This window comes from Bradyrhizobium sp. 2TAF36 (assembly GCF_052114925.1).
GTDB lineage: Bacteria > Pseudomonadota > Alphaproteobacteria > Rhizobiales > Xanthobacteraceae > Bradyrhizobium > Bradyrhizobium barranii.
The window spans coordinates 21,065-37,606 of the sequence record NZ_JBFRFR010000025.1 but is presented as its reverse complement, the minus strand read 5'-3'; the positions used below and the strand labels follow the sequence as shown (position 1 = coordinate 37,606).

Sequence of the window (16,542 nt, the reverse complement as noted above, 5' to 3'; positions counted from 1 at the left end):
AAGGGGAAGTGTGGCGAAGTCACAGCGACTGTTGCGCGCGGAGGTTAACGCTGGCGGCCGTCACCAGCTCGCCGGCAGGCGTTTCAGGCCGCGCAGCACGAACGTCGGGCGCCATTCCGGGTTCTCGACGTCGTCGATGCGCAGATCCGGCAGCCGCCGCAACAGCGTCGCGATGGCGATTTCGGCCTCGATGCGCGCCAATTGGGCGCCCAGGCAGAAATGGATGCCGCCGCCGAACGACAGCGGCTTGACGTTGGGCCTGGTGACGTCGAGCCTGTCGGGGCGATCAGGGTAGACCGCCGGATCGCGGTTGGCCGAGCCGAGCAGGCACAGCACGGTCTCGCCCTTTGGGATGCTCTTGCCGCCGAGATCCGCGATGTCCTCCAGCGCCACGCGTCCGGTCATCTGCACCGAGGAATCGTAGCGCAAGAATTCCTCGATCGCGTTGACCATCAACTCGGGCCGCGCCTTCAGGAGCGCGAGCTGATCCGGATTGCGGTGCAGCGCGAGCAGGCCGTTTCCGATCAGATTGACGGTGGTCTCGTGGCCGGCGCCGAACAGCAGGATGATGTTGGCGGTCAATTCCTCGTTGGTGAGCTTGTGGCCGTCTTCCTCGGCCTGCACCAGCTGGGTGGTGAGATCGTCGCCGGGATTGCGGCGGCGCAGCTCGAACAGCTGCTGGAAATACATCTGCGCCATCATGTTGCCGGCGTTGCCCTTCGCGATCTCTTCCGGCGTGAGGGGCACGGGGTCAAGCAGCCGCCCGCCATCGCGCGAGCTGTTGTAGAAGGTCTCGCGATGATCCTCGGGGATTCCGAGCATGTCGCAGATGATGGTGACCGGCAGGCGGAAGGCGAAATCCTCGATCAGGTCCATGTGGCCGCGCTCGATCACCGCATCGATGGCCTGGTCGACGATCGCCTGGATCCGCGGCCGCATGTCCTCGACGCGACGGGCGGTGAAGGCCTTCACGACGAGGCCGCGCAGGCGGGTGTGGTCGGGCGGATCGGATTGCAGCATCCAGTGGCTCATGCTGCGGAACACCGGCTCGTCCATGATGGCAGGGCTATAGCGGCGCTTGGAGCGCTCGACAAAATCCTTGCCGAAGCGCTTGTCGCGCATCACGAGGCTGACATCGGCGTGGCGGCTGGTGACGAACTGGCCGAACGGCGTCACATGGATCGGCTCGATCGTGCGCAGCCGGTCATAGTGCGGATAGGGATCGCGGATGAAGTCCGGCGACAGCGGGTTGAACAGCGGTCCGCCTGCGGGTTGCACTTGCTCGTTCATGGTGACCTCAATCGGTTGCCGCATGACACGAATACGCCGGCAGCCCCTTGCGCGCGCGGCGTAACCATCCCCAATTATAAACTCGATACATTGTTGTATCGAGTTGCATTCTGCCCTAACCTGCGCCGATGTCAAGGCTGAGAACCAGGCCGACCAGGGACCACACACGCGACAAACTGTTCGAGGCGGCCGCGCGCGTGTTCGAGGCGGACGGCATCGGCGGCGCCAGCATCGAGGCGATCGCGGCCGCCGCGGGCTTCACCCGCGGCGCGTTCTATTCCAACTTCAAGAGCAAGGACGAATTGATCATCGCCATGCTCGAGGATCACGTCGAGCAGTCGATCCGGCGCAACCTCGACATCCTCGCGCAGCACGACAATCTCGACGATTTCATCGCGGCGCTGAAGACGATGGATCGCAGCCGGCAAGACCCGCTCGGCCGCTCGCCCCTTCTGCACATGGAGATGATCCTGTTCGTCGCGCGCGCCGAGAAGCGCCGCCCGGAGCTTGCCAAGCGGCTGCGCGCGCGCCGCAAGCTGGTCGCCGACATCGTCGAGGCCACGTTGAAGAGCAACGGCAGGAACGACACGCTGAATCCGCCGTGGATGGCCTCCGTCGTGCTGGCGCTGGAAGACGGCTTTCGCCTGCACCGCCTGATCGATCCGGAGACAACGCCGGCCGACAGTTTTCTGCGCGCGATCACGGATTTGAGGCGCAGGACCGGATTGTCGTCGAACTAGCCTGGATCGCCGATATCAGGTCCACGACCGGACCGTCATCCGACCGGCGTTGAATTCTCCGACAACTCGCCGCCCGCCCCAATCGTGCGTTTTTGAAAACGTGCGCCTGATTGCAGCAGGATCGGACAAGGCATTGCCGCTTCGGGAAATACGCCGGGCCTCCGCGCCGCTAACCGGCTAGGCGCCGAGCGATTGGCGCAGGCGCGTGGGTTAGCAGCAATCTCTCGACAGGGACGGCAATCGCTCTGGCGCAGCCGACGATCCGATTGGCTAAACATCGCAACGTCACATCATGGGGACGGAGACAAACGATGGACAGGAAACGGCTTGCAATCGCGCCACGGCGGAAGGCCGTCTCGACGGCGCTCATGTACGGGCTTTCACTGACCGTGCGTTTCACCTCGCCGACGGCCGATGAGGCGCCGCCACAGATCGCACAAGACGCCAAGGTCTCGACGTCGATCCTGATCGATCGGGGCTGGACCAACAAACCTGCGCTGCCGGTCGCCCTGCGCGGCTGGCCATCGGGCCCGCGAAGCTGCCGCGCAGGATGTGAAGGCCCTGCGCTGCTGTCCTCGCTGCCGAACTGCACCGCGCCGTAAAGGCCCGGCGGTCTCCGTCTCACCTCTTCGCGTCATCATCGCTCGCAACAGGCTCTGCTCGCATCGAGCGGCGGCGATGGCGCGCGTTTCGAACCAACAACCCCAGAACCAAATCCAGGAGTGAACCACATGCGACTGCTCATCATTGGCGCCGGCTTCGCCGGCATGTACGCCGCCCTCTCCGCCGCCCGCCTGCGCGACATTCAGGGGGTCTCACCGGAAGAGCTCGAGATCGCGCTCATCGCACCGGAGCCGACGCTGGTGGTCCGCCCTCGGCTCTATGAGCCGAAGCCGGAAACCCTGACGGCGCCGCTGCTCGGTGTCCTCAAGGCGATCGACGTCGACTACATCCAGGGGAGCGCCGAGACCGTCAACACCGAGGCGCTGACGGTTCAGATCTCGACTCCCAAAGGCACCCGCAAGACCCTGTCCTACGACCGCCTGGTGATCGCCACCGGCAGCCGCCTCTTCCGACCCAACATTCCCGGCCTCGCCGAGCACGGCTTCAGCGTCGACTCGCTCGACGACGCGGTTGCTCTCGACAAGCATCTGCATGGCCTCGCCGACCGGCCGGCCGTCAATGGACGCGACACGGTCGTGGTCGCCGGCGGCGGCTTCACCGGCATCGAGGCGGCGACCGAGCTGCCCGCACGCCTGCGCGCCATCTTCGGACAAAACGCCAGGACGCGCGTGATCATCGTCGAGCGTAACGGCGCAATCGCTCCCGACATGGGCGAAGGCTCCCGCCCGGTCATCGAGCAGGCGCTGCGCAAGCTCGGCGTGGAGACAAGGCTCGGCACCGGCGTTGCCTCGCTCGACAAATCCGGCGTGACGCTGTCGACCGGCGAACACATCGAAACCGAGACGGTGGTCTGGGCAGCCGGCATTCGCGCCGCGCCCCTGACAGCGCAGATTCCCGCCGAGCGCGACAATTTCGGCCGGCTGCTGGTGGACCGCGATCTGCGCGTGCCCGGCATCGCCGGCGTCTTCGCCACCGGCGATGCCGCGCGGGCCGCATGCGACGACGAGGGCAATTACGCGCTGATGTCGTGCCAGCACGCCACGCGGATGGGCGCCTTTGCCGGCAACAACGCGGCCGCCGAACTCCTGCGCGTCCCGACCAGGCCGTATCACCAGAAGGCCTACGTCACATGCCTTGATCTCGGCGAAGCCGGCGCGCTGTTCACGCGCGGCTGGGAGCGCAAGGTCGAGATGGTCGGCGACGTCGCCAAGAAGACCAAGCAGGAGATCAACACGGTCTGGATCTACCCRCCCCGTGCCGAGCGTGCCGCAGCGCTCGCGTCGGCCGATCCGGAGCGTGTGACGAGCCTCTAGAAGCACGAAACGATCACGGCCGCACCTCCCTGGCTGCGCGGCCTGCTCRACCAAGACCAGCCGGGAGCCCTACCTTGAAACAGGAGACCAACATGAACCTGCACAACACCTCATACCCCGCGACATCGAAGYCGGAAGAGCTCGTTCCATCGCGCTACGCGCTGAAGGTCGGCGAAATCGACGTGCTGGTGGTCAGCGACGGCGTGCTGCCGCTGCCAACCACGATGCTGGCGCACAATGCCGACCCGGCCGTCCGGGCGACCTGGCTGCACGACATGTTCCTCCCGCAGGACGCTTTCGACTGGGCGCTGAATGCGGTCGTGGTCCGCAGCGGCGACAAGACCATCCTGATCGATGCTGGACTGGGGTCAGACCCGGATCTGCACTTGCCGCGCGCCGGCCAGTTGATCAAGCGACTGGAAGCCGCCGGCATCGATCTTTCGTCCGTGACCGATCTGGTGCTGACCCACTTGCACATGGATCACATTGGCGGACTGCTCGTCGACGGGGTGAAGGAGCGGCTGCGCAAAGACCTGCGGATCCACGTGGCGGCCGCCGAGGTCAAATTCTGGGAGGCGCCCGATTTCTCCCACACCGCCATGCCGCCGGGCTTCCCGGACGCGCTTCGGGCGACCGCTAAGCGGTTCGTCAAGGAGTACGGAAGTCAGCTGCGGCAGTTCGATGAGCAGCACGAGGTTGCGCCGGGCGTCGTCGTTCGTCGCACCGGCGGTCACACCCCCGGACACAGCGTGGTTCGCGTGGCATCCGGCGGGGACGGGCTGACATTCGCCGGCGACGCCGTGTTTGCCGTCGGGTTCGATCAACCCGACTGGCACAACGGTTTCGAACACGACCCCGAGGAGGCGGCGCGCGTTCGGGTCGGTCTGTTGCGAGAGATTGCCGCGAGCGGCGAGATGCTGGTGGCAACACACATGCCGTTCCCCTCCGTCGGCCACAGCTCCGCCGTCGAATTGCCGCTTGACGAGTCGTCCGTGCCGTTGACCGAGGGAGGCTCACCGGATGGCGGTGGCCCGTCCGGCGGCGGTCCACCCGCTCCGTGCGGTCCATGCGAGAGCGCCGCCTTGAAAATTCCTTGCAGCTCGGTGGCCTGCTCGTCCGTCAACTTGCCGGCCGACACTTGCTGCTGGATGAGGCCATTAATCTTCGACGCGAAGGCGTCGGGCGAAGATGTCCCGCCGCCGGATTGATCGCTTGCACCGGTTGACTGCAACGCGGAGCCGATGCTGCTGAGCGCGGCCGACAGCGCCGACTGATCCGACGCATCGATCGTGCCGGAACTGACTTCCGCTTGCAGCTCGTCTTGTAATTGTTGCAACGGTGATGAGCGGTGGTGATTGGAGGAGAGCGCAGAAATCGAGGTCATGGTGGCTTTCCGTGCTTTTGGCGGACCCGAGGTGACGTTGCCCCGAGTCCCATCCAGTCCTGAGTTCGCCCTGGCAGTTGGATTTGCCCGGTTGCGCGGTGGTAGGAACGGGAGCTGGCGCGGAGCATTTGGCAGGGCGCCGCGCCGGTTGCTCGATATTGCCGATCGGCAATTGGAAATATCCAGAAACAAAAATCCGACCAGCCGATCATCAGCTGGGGCTGGGGCTGGGGCTACCCGTTGAAAGGGATGACTGCCGGATTGTACGCGAACGCCCTGGAGCCGACTATGCCGACCGCTTCACCACGTCGCGACCGGCCGGCGTAACATCGAGCCGCCCCAGCATTGCCCTCGCCTGCTCGGCGCAGTGCTCGATCAACCAGCGTTCGAATGCGACCGGCGGCAGCGCGGGCGCGTAGAGGAAGCCCTGGACGACGTCGCAGCCGAGCTCGGCCAGCGTCTTGCGCTGGCCTTCGGTCTCGACGCCTTCGGCGACGACGGTCATGCCGAGGCCCTGTCCGACGCGCACCACGGCGGTGGCAACCGCGAGCGCGCCCGCGTCTCTCTCGATGTCGCGCATGAAACTGCGGTCGATCTTCAGCTCGCGGATCGGCAGATGCGCGAGCCGGCTGAGGCTGGAATAGCCGGTGCCGAAATCGTCCACGGAAAGCCCGACGCCGAGCGCGCGGATCGCGTTCATCGTCTCCAGCGCGGCGACGCTGTCCCGCATGAACGTGCCCTCGGTGATCTCGAGCATCAGCGCATCCGGCGGCAGATCGTATTCGGCGAGGGTGTCCTTGAGCCGCGCCGCCAGCGTGACGTTGCGGAAATTGATCGGCGACAGGTTCACCGACACGCTGGGAATGTTGAGCCCGGCGCGGCGCCAGTCCGCCATCTGCCGGCAGGCCTCACGCACCGACCACAGGCCGATCTGCTCGATCAGGCCGCACTCCTCGGCGAGCGGGATGAACTTCGCCGGCGAGACGTCGCCGAGCACGGCATCATGCCAGCGCGCCAATGCCTCGACGCCATGGACGGCACCGTCGCAACTGCGGATCTGCGGCTGGTAGCTGAGGGTCAGCGCGCCCTCGGCGATGGCGCGGCGCAGCGCGGCGATCAGCGCCAGGCGCTGCTCGGTGAGCCCGTTCATTTCGGCGCTGAAGATGCGATGGGTGGAGCGGCCGGCCTGCTTGGCCATGTACATGGCCGCATCCGCCTGCTGCATCAAGGTGTCGATGTCGGTCGCATGGTCGGGATAGAGGCTGATGCCGATGCTCGCCGACATCTGCAGCTGCCTGGAGCCAAGCCGCAGCGGCGCGGCGAGCGCCTCCGCGACCCCGGCCGCGACGCGCTCGGCGCTCTCGGCATTGCGCTGCGGCAGCAGGATGACGAACTCGTCGCCGCCGAGCCGTCCCAGCATGTCCTCAGGGCCGATCTGCTCGCGCAGGCGCTGCGCGAGCTGGATCAGCAGCTCATCGCCGGCAGCGTGGCCGAACGTGTCGTTGACGTCCTTGAAATGATCGACGTCGAGGAAGGCCAGCGCGACGTGGCTGCCGGTCGGGCAGGCATCGATGGCCGTGGTGATCAGGTGCCGCAGTTGCGCGCGGTTCGGCAGCCCGGTGAGAATGTCGTGATAGGCGAGCCGCGCGATCTCGGCGCGAGCTTCCTTGCGCTCGATCGCGAAGGCGCCGAGGTCGACGCAGGCGTTGACGATGCGGCGGTGCCAGTTGCTCGGCGCGCGCGTTTCACGGAAATAGAAGGCGAAGGTGGCGATGACCCGGCCGTCCTTGGCCTTGATCGGTGTCGACCAGCAGGCGCGCAGGCCCACTTCGAGCGGACGCGTCTTGTAGGGCTGCCAGCGCGGATCGGTGTCGAGATCTTCGGCCAGCACCGGTTCACCGTAGAAGGCCGCGGTGCCGCAGGATCCGACATTCGGACCGATCGCGATGCCGTCCAGCGCACGCGAATAGTCCTCGGGCAGGCTGGGCCCGCCGAGCGGATGGACGAGGCCTGCGGCATCGACGTGAAGCAACGAGCAAACCACGTCAGGCGCGATCTCCTCGACCCTTCGGCACAGCCTGTCGGCGATATCGGTGATCGGAACCTCGTCGGCCAGCGCACTCATGATGAGCTGCTGGAGCGAGCGCAGCTGCCTGGTCTCGGTGATGTCCTCGAGCAGCGCGAAGATGTGCCTGGCACGGCCCTTCTTGTCGCGGAAGACGTCGATACGGGCGCAGACCCAGATCTCCTCGCCGCCCTTGTTGTAGACCAGCGTCTCGATTTCGCCGCGGCGGCCGCCGGTCATCAGGCGCTTGACGAGCTTCGCGACGGCCTTCCGATCGGTGTGGCGGCCGGCGATCAGCGCGCCGGCGCGGCGGCCCTCGGCCTCCTCGCTGGTGTAGCCAAACAGCGTCCCGAAGGTGGAATTGACGTAGACGATGTTCTGGTCCGTGTCGGTGATGAGCACCGCGCGGTTGGTCTGGTCGGAGACGGCGTGGAGAAGCCCGATTCTGACGCGGCGCTCGGCCTCCGCGGTGACGTCACGCGCGAACACGACGTGATGGGTGGCGCCGCCACGCGTGACGGATGAAAGCGAGATGGCCGCCCGGATCCGGGTGCCGTCGCGCCGCACGAGGCTGATCTCGTCGCGGAACTCCGCGACCGGATCGGCCCGAAGGCATTTGAGCGTGAGAAGTTCGGCGTCGCAGCCGAGCACCTCGGCGCGCGCGAGTTTCCAGATCCGCTCTGCACCGGCATTGAAATGCGTGATGCGACGCGCGCTGTCGACGATGACGATACCGCCGTCGGCACATTCGAGCGCAGCCAGCAGCACGTCCGGAATTTCTGTCATGGGACAATCGGCGGCAGACATCGTTGGACCCGGATGCATCGGGAAGATGGCAAGGGGGGCCGAGGCTAGCGCCGCGATGGTGTCCAAGACGTTTTTGCAACCGGGTCGCGTCCGGCCAAGACGCGACATGCTTAACGGCTCGCGAAAGCTGCGAAGGCAATCCGATGCATCGGAACCTATTCGGCCGCGCTTGTGGGCTTGAGCTTGTGCAACCGGCCGGCCACCGCCCGCACCTTGCGTGGAGCGGCCTGCCAGACCGAGAGCGCAGACAGTCCGCTCACGACCATGGCGATGGCGAAGGCGAGCGTGTAGTCGCCGGTGCGATCATAGAGGAAACCCGTGAGCCAGGGACCCGCCGCGCCGCCGGCCAGGGCCGCCAGCATGATCGTTCCAAAAATGCTGCCCTGGTGCCTGCCCTGGAAGATCTCGAACACCACCGCGCCCATGATCGAGGTGAGGCCGTAGCCGAGCGCGCCTTGCGCGAACACCATGACATAGACCAGCCACAGCGACGGCTGGAATTTCAGCGCCATCAGCGCCGCGAAGCAGATCGCAAAGCCTGCGCAGCTGATCGCCCACACCCATTCCCGCCCGATCCGGTCGGAGACGTGGCCGAGCAGGATCTGGCCGGGAATGCCGAGCAGGCTGACGATGCCGAGCGCCCACACCGCGACACCGGGGCTGAAGCCGATGTCGAGCAGGAATTTGGTCTGGTGCACCTGCACCGCGTACCAGATGTACAGGCCGCTGAAATAGCCGAGCGCGATCCACCAGAAGCGCGCGGTCGCAACCGCGCGCTTGAGCGTCCAGTCGGTGCCGACCCAGACGGGATCGACGATGTTGGACACCGGTGTCGCCGCGCCCGCCGCCGGCGTGGCATCGCCGTCCGGCTGGAGGCCGATGTCTTCGGGCCGCTTGTGCAGGAACAGATTGATCGGCGCCAGCACGACGAGGATGAGCAGCCCCATCGCGGTACAGGCGGTGCGCCAGCCGGTCTCTTCGATCATGTGCTGCACCCAGGGCAGCAGCGTCACCGAGCCGATGCCGACGCCGGCAAAGGCAATGCCGATGGCGAAGCCGCGCTTGCGGATGAACCAGTTCGGCAGGAACAGCGACTGGCCGGAATAGCCGAGACACACCGAGCCGGCGCCGACCATGACGCCGATGGTCACGTAGAGATGCCAGGGCGTGCTGGTGAGTGGCGCGAGCAGCAGGCCGCCGCCCATCAGCACGACACCGAGTTCCATCACCGCGCGCGGGCCGGCGCGATCCATCAGGCGGCCGATCAGCGGGCTGACGATGCCCGACACGACGAAGCCGAAGGAGAACGCGCCGGCAGTGACGCCGCGTTCCCAGCCGAATTCGGAGATGATGGGAGGAAAGAACAGCGAAAACGCGGTGCGTGCGTTGACGCCGATCGCCATGGTCACGAAGGTCACCGCGACCACGACCCAGCCGTAGAAGAACGGAAGCCGCATGTTGTGCTTATTTCATCCCTAGATGGTGCTACCGACCATCCAGGGCCGTCTGGGTCAAGCGATTTTCACGAGATGCCCCTTTGGGCCGCGCGCTCAGGCCGCGTTGCGCTGCGAAGGCTGAGCGGTCTCGTCGAATGCGATCTGGTCGACCGGCTGCGGGCGTCCGAACAGATAGCCTTGCGCAAAATTGACGCCGAGCGCCGTCAGCCGCTCGAACTCCTCAGCTGTCTCGACGCCTTCGGCGGTGACCGACATGTCGAGGCCGCGTGCGAGCGTCACGATCGAGGCGATGATCGCGGAGCTGCGCGGCTGATGCGTGAGGTTGCGGATGAAGGACTTGTCGATCTTGATCTTGTCGAACGGGAACGTGGTCAGATAGCTCAGCGACGAATAGCCGGTGCCGAAATCGTCGAGCGCGAGCTCGATGCCGATGTGCTTTAGCCGCTCCATGAAGGCAAGGTTCTCGACGCCGCGTTCCAGCAGCACGGATTCGGTGATCTCGATCTCCAGCCGCTGCGGCGCCAGGCCGGAATCTGCCAGCGCCGCGCAGATCGTCTCGAACAGCTCGGCTTCCTTGAACTGGATCGGCGACAGATTCACGGCAACCATGAGATCGCACGGCCAGGCGGCGGCGTCCGCACAGGCGCGCCGAAGCACGAATTCGCCGAGCGGCACGATCAGCCCGGTTTCCTCGGCAAGCCCGATGAACTGGTCCGGCGGGATCAGGCCGCGGCTCGGATGCCGCCAGCGCACCAGCGCCTCAAAGCCGCGACGGCAACCGCTGGCGACGTCCATAAAGGGCTGATAGTGCACTTCGAGCTGGCACTGCGCGATGGCATCGCGCAAATCGCCTTCCAGCGTATTGCGAGCCTCGAGCTCGGCCGACATCGCCTCGTCGTAGATGGTGAAGCAGTTGCGGCCGGCCGATTTCGAGCGGTAGAGCGCGAGGTCCGCCTTCTTCAGCAGCTGCTCCTGGTCGCTGCCGTGGTCCGGTGCGATCGCGATGCCGATGCTGGTGCCGATCTCGACGCGATGGCCGGGCAGCAGGAACGGTTCGGCGACCAGCTTCGCGATCCGCGCGGCGAGCTCGGTCGCGCAAGTCCGCTGATCGTCGCAAGCCTCCTGGATGATGGCGAACTCGTCGCCGCCGAGCCGCGCCAGCACGTCGGTGGCGCGCAGCGCAGATCTCAGCCGCAGCGCCACCTGGCGCAGCAGCACATCGCCCGCACCGTGGCCGAGCGAGTCGTTGACGTTCTTGAAGCGGTCGAGATCGAGCATCAGGATCGCGAACGGCAGGCCCCGCACGCTCAACTGGCTGTTCATCATGTCGAGCCGGGTCAGGAAGAAGGCGCGGTTCGGCAGCCCGGTCAGGATGTCGGTCTGGGCGAGTTCCAGCACCCGCCGGTTCGCCAGCGAGAGCCGCCGCGAGTTGCGGCTTGCGAGCATCAGATAGGTCGCGAGCGACAGCGTCAGCAGCATRCCGACGACGATGACCGCAACCGCGCGGTCGTAGGCCGTCTCCAGCGAACCGCCGGCCGTCGGCATGGCGCGCACCTGCCAGTCGGTATCCCCGATCTTGAGGCTGCCCGACCAGTGCAGCGCCCGGGCGACGTCCCGCATCGACTGCGGCGACGTGGCGGCCGACGAATAGTCCGGCAGGGTCTGTTCCAGGCTGACGATCTGTCCCGTGAAGGGCGGATAGACGTTCACGCTGACCGCGGGGCTTGCTCCCGTGGTCACGCGAATGGACTGGATCAGCAGCGGCAGGTCGAAGACGCCGACGACGAAGCCCGCCAGATTGCGGCGCCGGTCCGCCACCGCCTCGCGCGAGGTTCCCTTGGCGTAGACGGGAATGGCAACGAGCACGTCGGGCTGCCGGCCGCCCTCCTTCGGTTCGTAGAGGCGCGTGCGAATGGCGGCGACGCGGTCGTTGTCGCGCGCGCGCTCGAGGGCTGCGCGGCGCTCTGGAACGGTCGCGTAATCCATGCCGTAGACCGACGACGTCTTCGGCTGGGTCGAGTAGAACACCGGGAAATATTCATCGGCTTGCGGCGCGGTCGCGAAGGTCTCGCCCTGGAGCGACTTGATGCGATAGCCGGACACGCCGTCCGTGGCCGCGGCGGCCTCGTATTCGGCGCGCTCTTTGCGGTTGACGCGCGGCAGCCAGGAGATGCGTAGCATGCCGGGATGACGTTCGAACAGCCGGGAGCTGAAGGTCTCGAATTCGCTGCGGGTGATTTCCTCGTTGGTCGATTCGAACAGCGTACGCAGCGCGACGAGCCTGGAGATGTACTCGCTCATGCCGTTCTGCATGACGATGGCTTCGGTTTCAGCGGCGTTCTCGAACTCGATCTTGTTGACGCGATTTTCCCATCGCGCCACGGCGGCGGCGCCGACGAGCGAAAACAGAAGACCGACGCCGATTGCGACGAGCGCAGGGCGATAGAGTCCGAGCAGCGGCGCGGCGCGCCACCATCCGGTCATACGTTCTCTATCCTGATCGTTCCGCCCCCGACCGCCCATCTTGATCCGCAAGTCCCTCGTCGCGGCAACCCACTTCTGGTTGAGCTGCCGGAACTGCTATCGGACCAGGATCGCGGTTAAGAACCGCACAATTTCGAAACCGGGTCGTCGCGCATTGCGTGGCTTAGTTAACGATTGGCCTGCAAGCAGGGCCCATTGTGCGAGCAATTTGCCGCTTTTCCCCGGAGTCCTACGGAGCACCGTTACATCAGGGGTTAGCGAGCTGTTCAGGACGACGGGACTATCGTTTCCGGCAGGTATTCCCTTATCCGGCAAGCATCCTCATGACACGATCGCGATCAGCGGCCTGCGTCGCTTTGGCCGTCGCGCTACTCGCCGCGGCCAATCCTGCAGCGAAAGGCGACGAGGTCGGCGTCAGCGACGATACAATCCTGTTCGGCCAGGCCGCCGCGCTCGAAGGCCCCTCCTCCGCGCTCGGACAGCGGATGCGGCAAGGCATCGTCGCGGCATTCACGGAGATCAACGAAAAGGGCGGCGTCCACGGCCGCAGGCTCCAGCTCATCAGCCGCGACGACGGCTACGATCCCGACCGCTCGGTGGCGCAGACGCTGCGGCTGATCGAGGACGACAAGGTGTTCGCGCTGATCGGCGCGGTGGGCACGCCGACCGCGATGGCGACGATACCGATCACCAGCACCAGGAACATCCCCTTCATCGGCCCCTTCACCGGCGCTGAATTCCTGCGCGACCTCGAGCTTGCGAACGTCGTCAACATTCGCGCAAGCTATGGCGCTGAAGCGGAGGCCTGGGTCAAGCACCTCACCGAGGATCGCCACTTCACCCGCATCGGCATCTTCTATCAGGACGATTCCTTCGGACGCGACGGTCTCGCCGGCGTGAAGCGCGCACTCGCCAGGCGCGGCCTCGAGCTCGCCGCCGAAGGCACCTTCGAGCGCAACACCCGCGCGGTCGGCGCGGCCTGGCGCATGATCAAGCGCGCCGAGCCCGAAGCCGTCGTCATGGTCGGGACCTACGGCCCTTGCGCGGAGTTCACGCTGACACCGGACTTCGTCTCGCTCGAAGGCTATCTCTCCGGCCGCCTCGCGGCCGCGGCGCTGGAGAAGGCCGGGCCGCAGCCGACCCGCGCGAGCCTCCTGCGCGCCATCAACGACGTCGGCCGCTTCGACATCAGCGGCAGCATCGTCACCGTCGGCGCGCGCATGACCGACGCGCCGCTGAAGGTGTTCTTGACCGTGATCCAGAAGGACGGGACGTTCAGGGCGGTGGACCGGCTGTAGGCTAGCCCCGACTAGCGCCACGAAAAAGGTGCGCTCCCTCCCCCCTTGCGGGGGAGGGTTGGGGAGAGGGGCAGCCCAGGAAAAGGTGCTTGTTGCCGACGATGCACCGCTCGGTGCGCGACGGAAAGAATCCCCGTGCGGCACCCCTCTCCCTGCCCCTCCCCCGCAAGGGGGAGAGGGAACGGAGAGAGCTGTGCTGTCGGCTAGTAAGTCTTCAAGGCCGCCGCGTCCAGCGGTCGGCGTTGACGGCGCCTTGCGGGACCTCGCCTTTGACGATCGCTTCGACCTGCCGCACCGTTTCCAGCGACTGGTATTCGATCGCCTGTGGCGTCAGCCCGCCGACATGTGGCGTCGCGATAACGTTGGGAAGCCTCGCCAGCTCCGGGCTCGGCATCTGGTCGGGCGCGCGGCCGACATCCATCGCCGCGCCGGCGATGCGGTTTTCGCGCAGCGCGCGTGCCAGCGCAGCCTCGTCGACGAGATTGCCGCGCGAGAGATTGATGAACACGGCATACTTCTGCATGCGCGCCAGCGCCGCCTCGCCGATCAAATTCTCGGTCTTCTCGTTGGCGATGGCGAGGCAGACGACATAGTCGGAGGCCCCAAGAAGCTCGTCGAGACTGACCTGTCGGATCGCGCTGTCGCTGACATCAGCGAAGGGATCGGAGACCAGCACCTCCATGCGCATCACCTTGGCGATTTCGGCGAGATAGCGCCCGATGCTGCCATAGCCGATGATGCCGATCCGGCTGCCGGCGAGCTGGCGGCCCATCCGCGCCTCGACCTCGCGGCCGGCCTGGTAATCCGCCGTCGCCCGCGAGACGCCGCGGGAGAGATCGACCATGTAGCCGATCGCAAGCTCGGCCACCGCCTGCACGAAGCCGGGACCGGCCCGCGTCACGAGCACGCCGGCTTGCGAGGCCGCATCGACATTGACGTTGCGGATGTCGACGGCACAGCGGACGAAGGCACGCAGGCGCGGCAGTTGCGCAAAGATCTCGCCGCGCCCTTCCGTCATGCGGTCGGCGACGATAATGTCGGCATCTTTCGCCGCACGCACGAGGGTAACCGCGTCCAGCGTATCGTCGCTCTCGTGCAGGATCACCTCGGCGGCTGCCCGCAGGCCGTTCAGGCTGCGGTCGCCGTAGTAATTGCGACGCATCTCCGGCGTATGGGCGAGCAACACTTTCAAGACGAGACTCCCTTAATAGCCGAATGCCCGCGGCAGCGCGGTCGAGAGCCATGGCACGAAGGCTATGACGAGCAGGCAGAGGAACAACAGGCCGAGATAGCCCATGATCGGCTTCACCGTCTGCTCGATCGGCACGTTGCCGATCAGGCAGGCGCCGTAGAGTCCGAGCCCGAGCGGCGGCGCGAACAGGCCGATGCCCATCGCGATGACCAGCACGACGCCGAAATGCAGGGGATCGACACCGAGCTGCACGGCCACCGGCAGCAGCAGCGGCCCGAAGATGATCAACGCGGCCGCGCCTTCCAACACCGAGCCCATCACGATCAGCACCGCGATCGCGAGCAGGATGAACAGCCAGACGCCTGAGGTCTTGGACAGTCCCAGCATGAAATCGCCGAYCGCATGCGGCACCTGCTGCAAGGTCAGCGTGAACGCCAGCGACTGCGCCGCGGCGACGATGAACAGCACGAGCCCCGCGCGCGTCGCGCCCTGCACGAAGCTGTGTGCGGCCGACCTAAAGGTGAGCTCGCGGAACACGACGCTGCCGACGACGAGCGCATAGGCCACGGCAAACGCGGAGATCTCCGTCGCCGTCGCAAATCCGCTCTTGAAGCCGAAGAAGATCATGAAGATCAGGCCGAACGAGGCGATGGCGCCGCTCCACAGGCCCGACACCGGCATCTGCGGCGCAACGTCCTCGGTATCCGCCGGCCGCTTGCCGAAGATGATGGACACCGCGATCAGGACCAGCGCCATCAGCGCCGCCGGCAACAGCCCCGCGACGAACAGGCCGCCGATCGACAGGTTCGCGACGAAACCCAGGATGATCAGGTTGATGCAGGGCGGAATGGTCTCCGCCATCACCGCGGATGCGGCAAGCAGCGCCACCGCGCCGCCCGGGTTCTGCTTCGAGCGTCGCGCCGCCGGGATCAGCACCGAGCCGACCGCGGCGACATCCGCCATCTTCGAGCCCGAGATGCCGGAGAACAGCACCATCGAGGCCACCATCACGACATTCAGGCCGCCGCGCATACGGCCGACGCCGCGCTGTAGCAACTCGATCAGCCGCACCGACATGCCGTTGGCTTCCATGAGGTAGCCGACGAGGATGAAGAAGGGAATCGCGAGCAGCACGAAATTGTCGATGCCGCGCGCCATCTGCTGGGCGAAGATCACGCCGGGCAGCGCGCCTTCGACCCAGATGAAGATCAGCGCGGCCAGCGCCAGCGCAAAGCCGATCGGCAATCCGCCGAACAGGGTTGCGAAGAAGCCGATAAACATCAGCGTGCCCGCCGACGGCACCGTGGACGGCGACAGATAATCCCAGGCGAGATAGAGGCCGCTGACGATGACGACGGCAACGAGGCCCCTGACGATGTCGGGCAGCGGCCGCGCGCAGAGCTGGTCGATCGCGAACACCGTCATGAACAGCGCGCCGATGCCCATCGGGTAGAAGGTCAGCTCCAGCGGCAGGCCGGACCCGGTGGTCTGGCCTGAAGTCAACGATCCCAGCTTGATGGCGTTGTAGGCGACATAGCCGGAGATCAGCACGACCAGAAGCGCACTCGCGGCATCGACCAGCGTGCGCAGCCGCACCGGCAGCAGATCGCGGAAGAAGGACACGCCGACATTCTCGCCACGCGCGAGCGCGCTCGCTGCGCCGAAGAAGGCCGAGCCGACCATCAGGCCGCGCGCGACGTCGTCAGACCATTCGACCGGCGCATTGAAGCAGAAGCGCAGCAGCACCGACGCGCAGACGACCACGAGATCGGCGGCCAGGAGGATGGCCGCAATCGCGTCGCTGAGGCGAAGCAGCAGCGTAATRCTCCCGTGGCGGCCGCCCGAGAGGGGCACGGCGGCTGTCAACGCCATCTCAGACTTGGTCATC

The 16,542-nt window shown here is 66.2% G+C and carries 10 protein-coding genes and 1 pseudogene; 5 read left to right on the top strand and 6 right to left on the bottom strand.

The features are described from left to right. Positions 1-60: 60 nt before the first annotated feature. Positions 61-1,290: a cytochrome P450 gene (locus AB4Z51_RS15860; protein WP_085399745.1), complete on the bottom strand. Its 1,230-nt coding sequence runs from the start codon at positions 1,288-1,290 to the stop codon at positions 61-63. Between the two features lie 128 nt (positions 1,291-1,418). Between AB4Z51_RS15860 and AB4Z51_RS15855 the strand changes: the two genes are divergently transcribed. From AB4Z51_RS15855 to AB4Z51_RS15840, 4 genes and pseudogenes are all read left to right on the top strand, one after another. Then, positions 1,419-2,030: a TetR/AcrR family transcriptional regulator gene (locus tag AB4Z51_RS15855; RefSeq protein WP_085399746.1), complete on the top strand. Its 612-nt coding sequence runs from the start codon at positions 1,419-1,421 to the stop codon at positions 2,028-2,030. Positions 2,031-2,341: 311 nt separating this feature from the next. Further along, positions 2,342-2,632, top strand: a complete 291-nt coding sequence (locus tag AB4Z51_RS15850) for a hypothetical protein (RefSeq protein ID WP_071910478.1) — start codon at positions 2,342-2,344, stop codon at positions 2,630-2,632. Between the two features lie 129 nt (positions 2,633-2,761). Further along, complete coding sequence (locus tag AB4Z51_RS15845) at positions 2,762-3,967, top strand: NAD(P)/FAD-dependent oxidoreductase (RefSeq protein WP_135214118.1); 1,206 nt, start codon at positions 2,762-2,764, stop codon at positions 3,965-3,967. Between the two features lie 92 nt (positions 3,968-4,059). Then, positions 4,060-4,923: pseudogene (locus AB4Z51_RS15840) on the top strand (MBL fold metallo-hydrolase); the annotation flags it as partial. Positions 4,924-5,637: 714 nt separating this feature from the next. On the opposite strand, the gene AB4Z51_RS15835 reads toward AB4Z51_RS15840, so the two are convergent. The 3 genes from AB4Z51_RS15835 to AB4Z51_RS15825 form a co-directional block, all read right to left on the bottom strand. Beyond that, complete coding sequence (locus AB4Z51_RS15835) at positions 5,638-8,223, bottom strand: EAL domain-containing protein (protein ID WP_085399753.1); 2,586 nt, start codon at positions 8,221-8,223, stop codon at positions 5,638-5,640. Between the two features lie 155 nt (positions 8,224-8,378). Continuing rightward, positions 8,379-9,680 carry an MFS transporter gene (locus AB4Z51_RS15830; protein ID WP_085399749.1) on the bottom strand — a complete coding sequence of 434 codons (1,302 nt, stop codon included), beginning with the start codon at positions 9,678-9,680 and terminating at the stop codon, positions 8,379-8,381. A gap of 93 nt (positions 9,681-9,773) precedes the next feature. Further along, positions 9,774-12,164, bottom strand: coding sequence for a bifunctional diguanylate cyclase/phosphodiesterase (locus tag AB4Z51_RS15825; protein WP_085399750.1), 2,391 nt, complete (start codon positions 12,162-12,164; stop codon positions 9,774-9,776). A gap of 323 nt (positions 12,165-12,487) precedes the next feature. Here AB4Z51_RS15825 and AB4Z51_RS15820 point away from each other — a divergent pair, with 323 nt between their 5' ends. Continuing rightward, the gene (locus AB4Z51_RS15820) at positions 12,488-13,462 is read left to right on the top strand and encodes an ABC transporter substrate-binding protein (protein WP_441497622.1); all 975 of its coding nucleotides are present in this window, start codon (positions 12,488-12,490) and stop codon (positions 13,460-13,462) included. Positions 13,463-13,676: 214 nt separating this feature from the next. Here the strand turns inward: AB4Z51_RS15820 and AB4Z51_RS15815 are convergent, their stop codons facing one another. Beyond that, the gene (locus tag AB4Z51_RS15815; protein ID WP_085399490.1) at positions 13,677-14,654 is read right to left on the bottom strand and encodes a hydroxyacid dehydrogenase; all 978 of its coding nucleotides are present in this window, start codon (positions 14,652-14,654) and stop codon (positions 13,677-13,679) included. Positions 14,655-14,666: 12 nt separating this feature from the next. Next, the gene (locus AB4Z51_RS15810) at positions 14,667-16,541 is read right to left on the bottom strand and encodes a TRAP transporter large permease (protein ID WP_441497621.1); all 1,875 of its coding nucleotides are present in this window, start codon (positions 16,539-16,541) and stop codon (positions 14,667-14,669) included. Position 16,542: the final 1 nt, after the last annotated feature.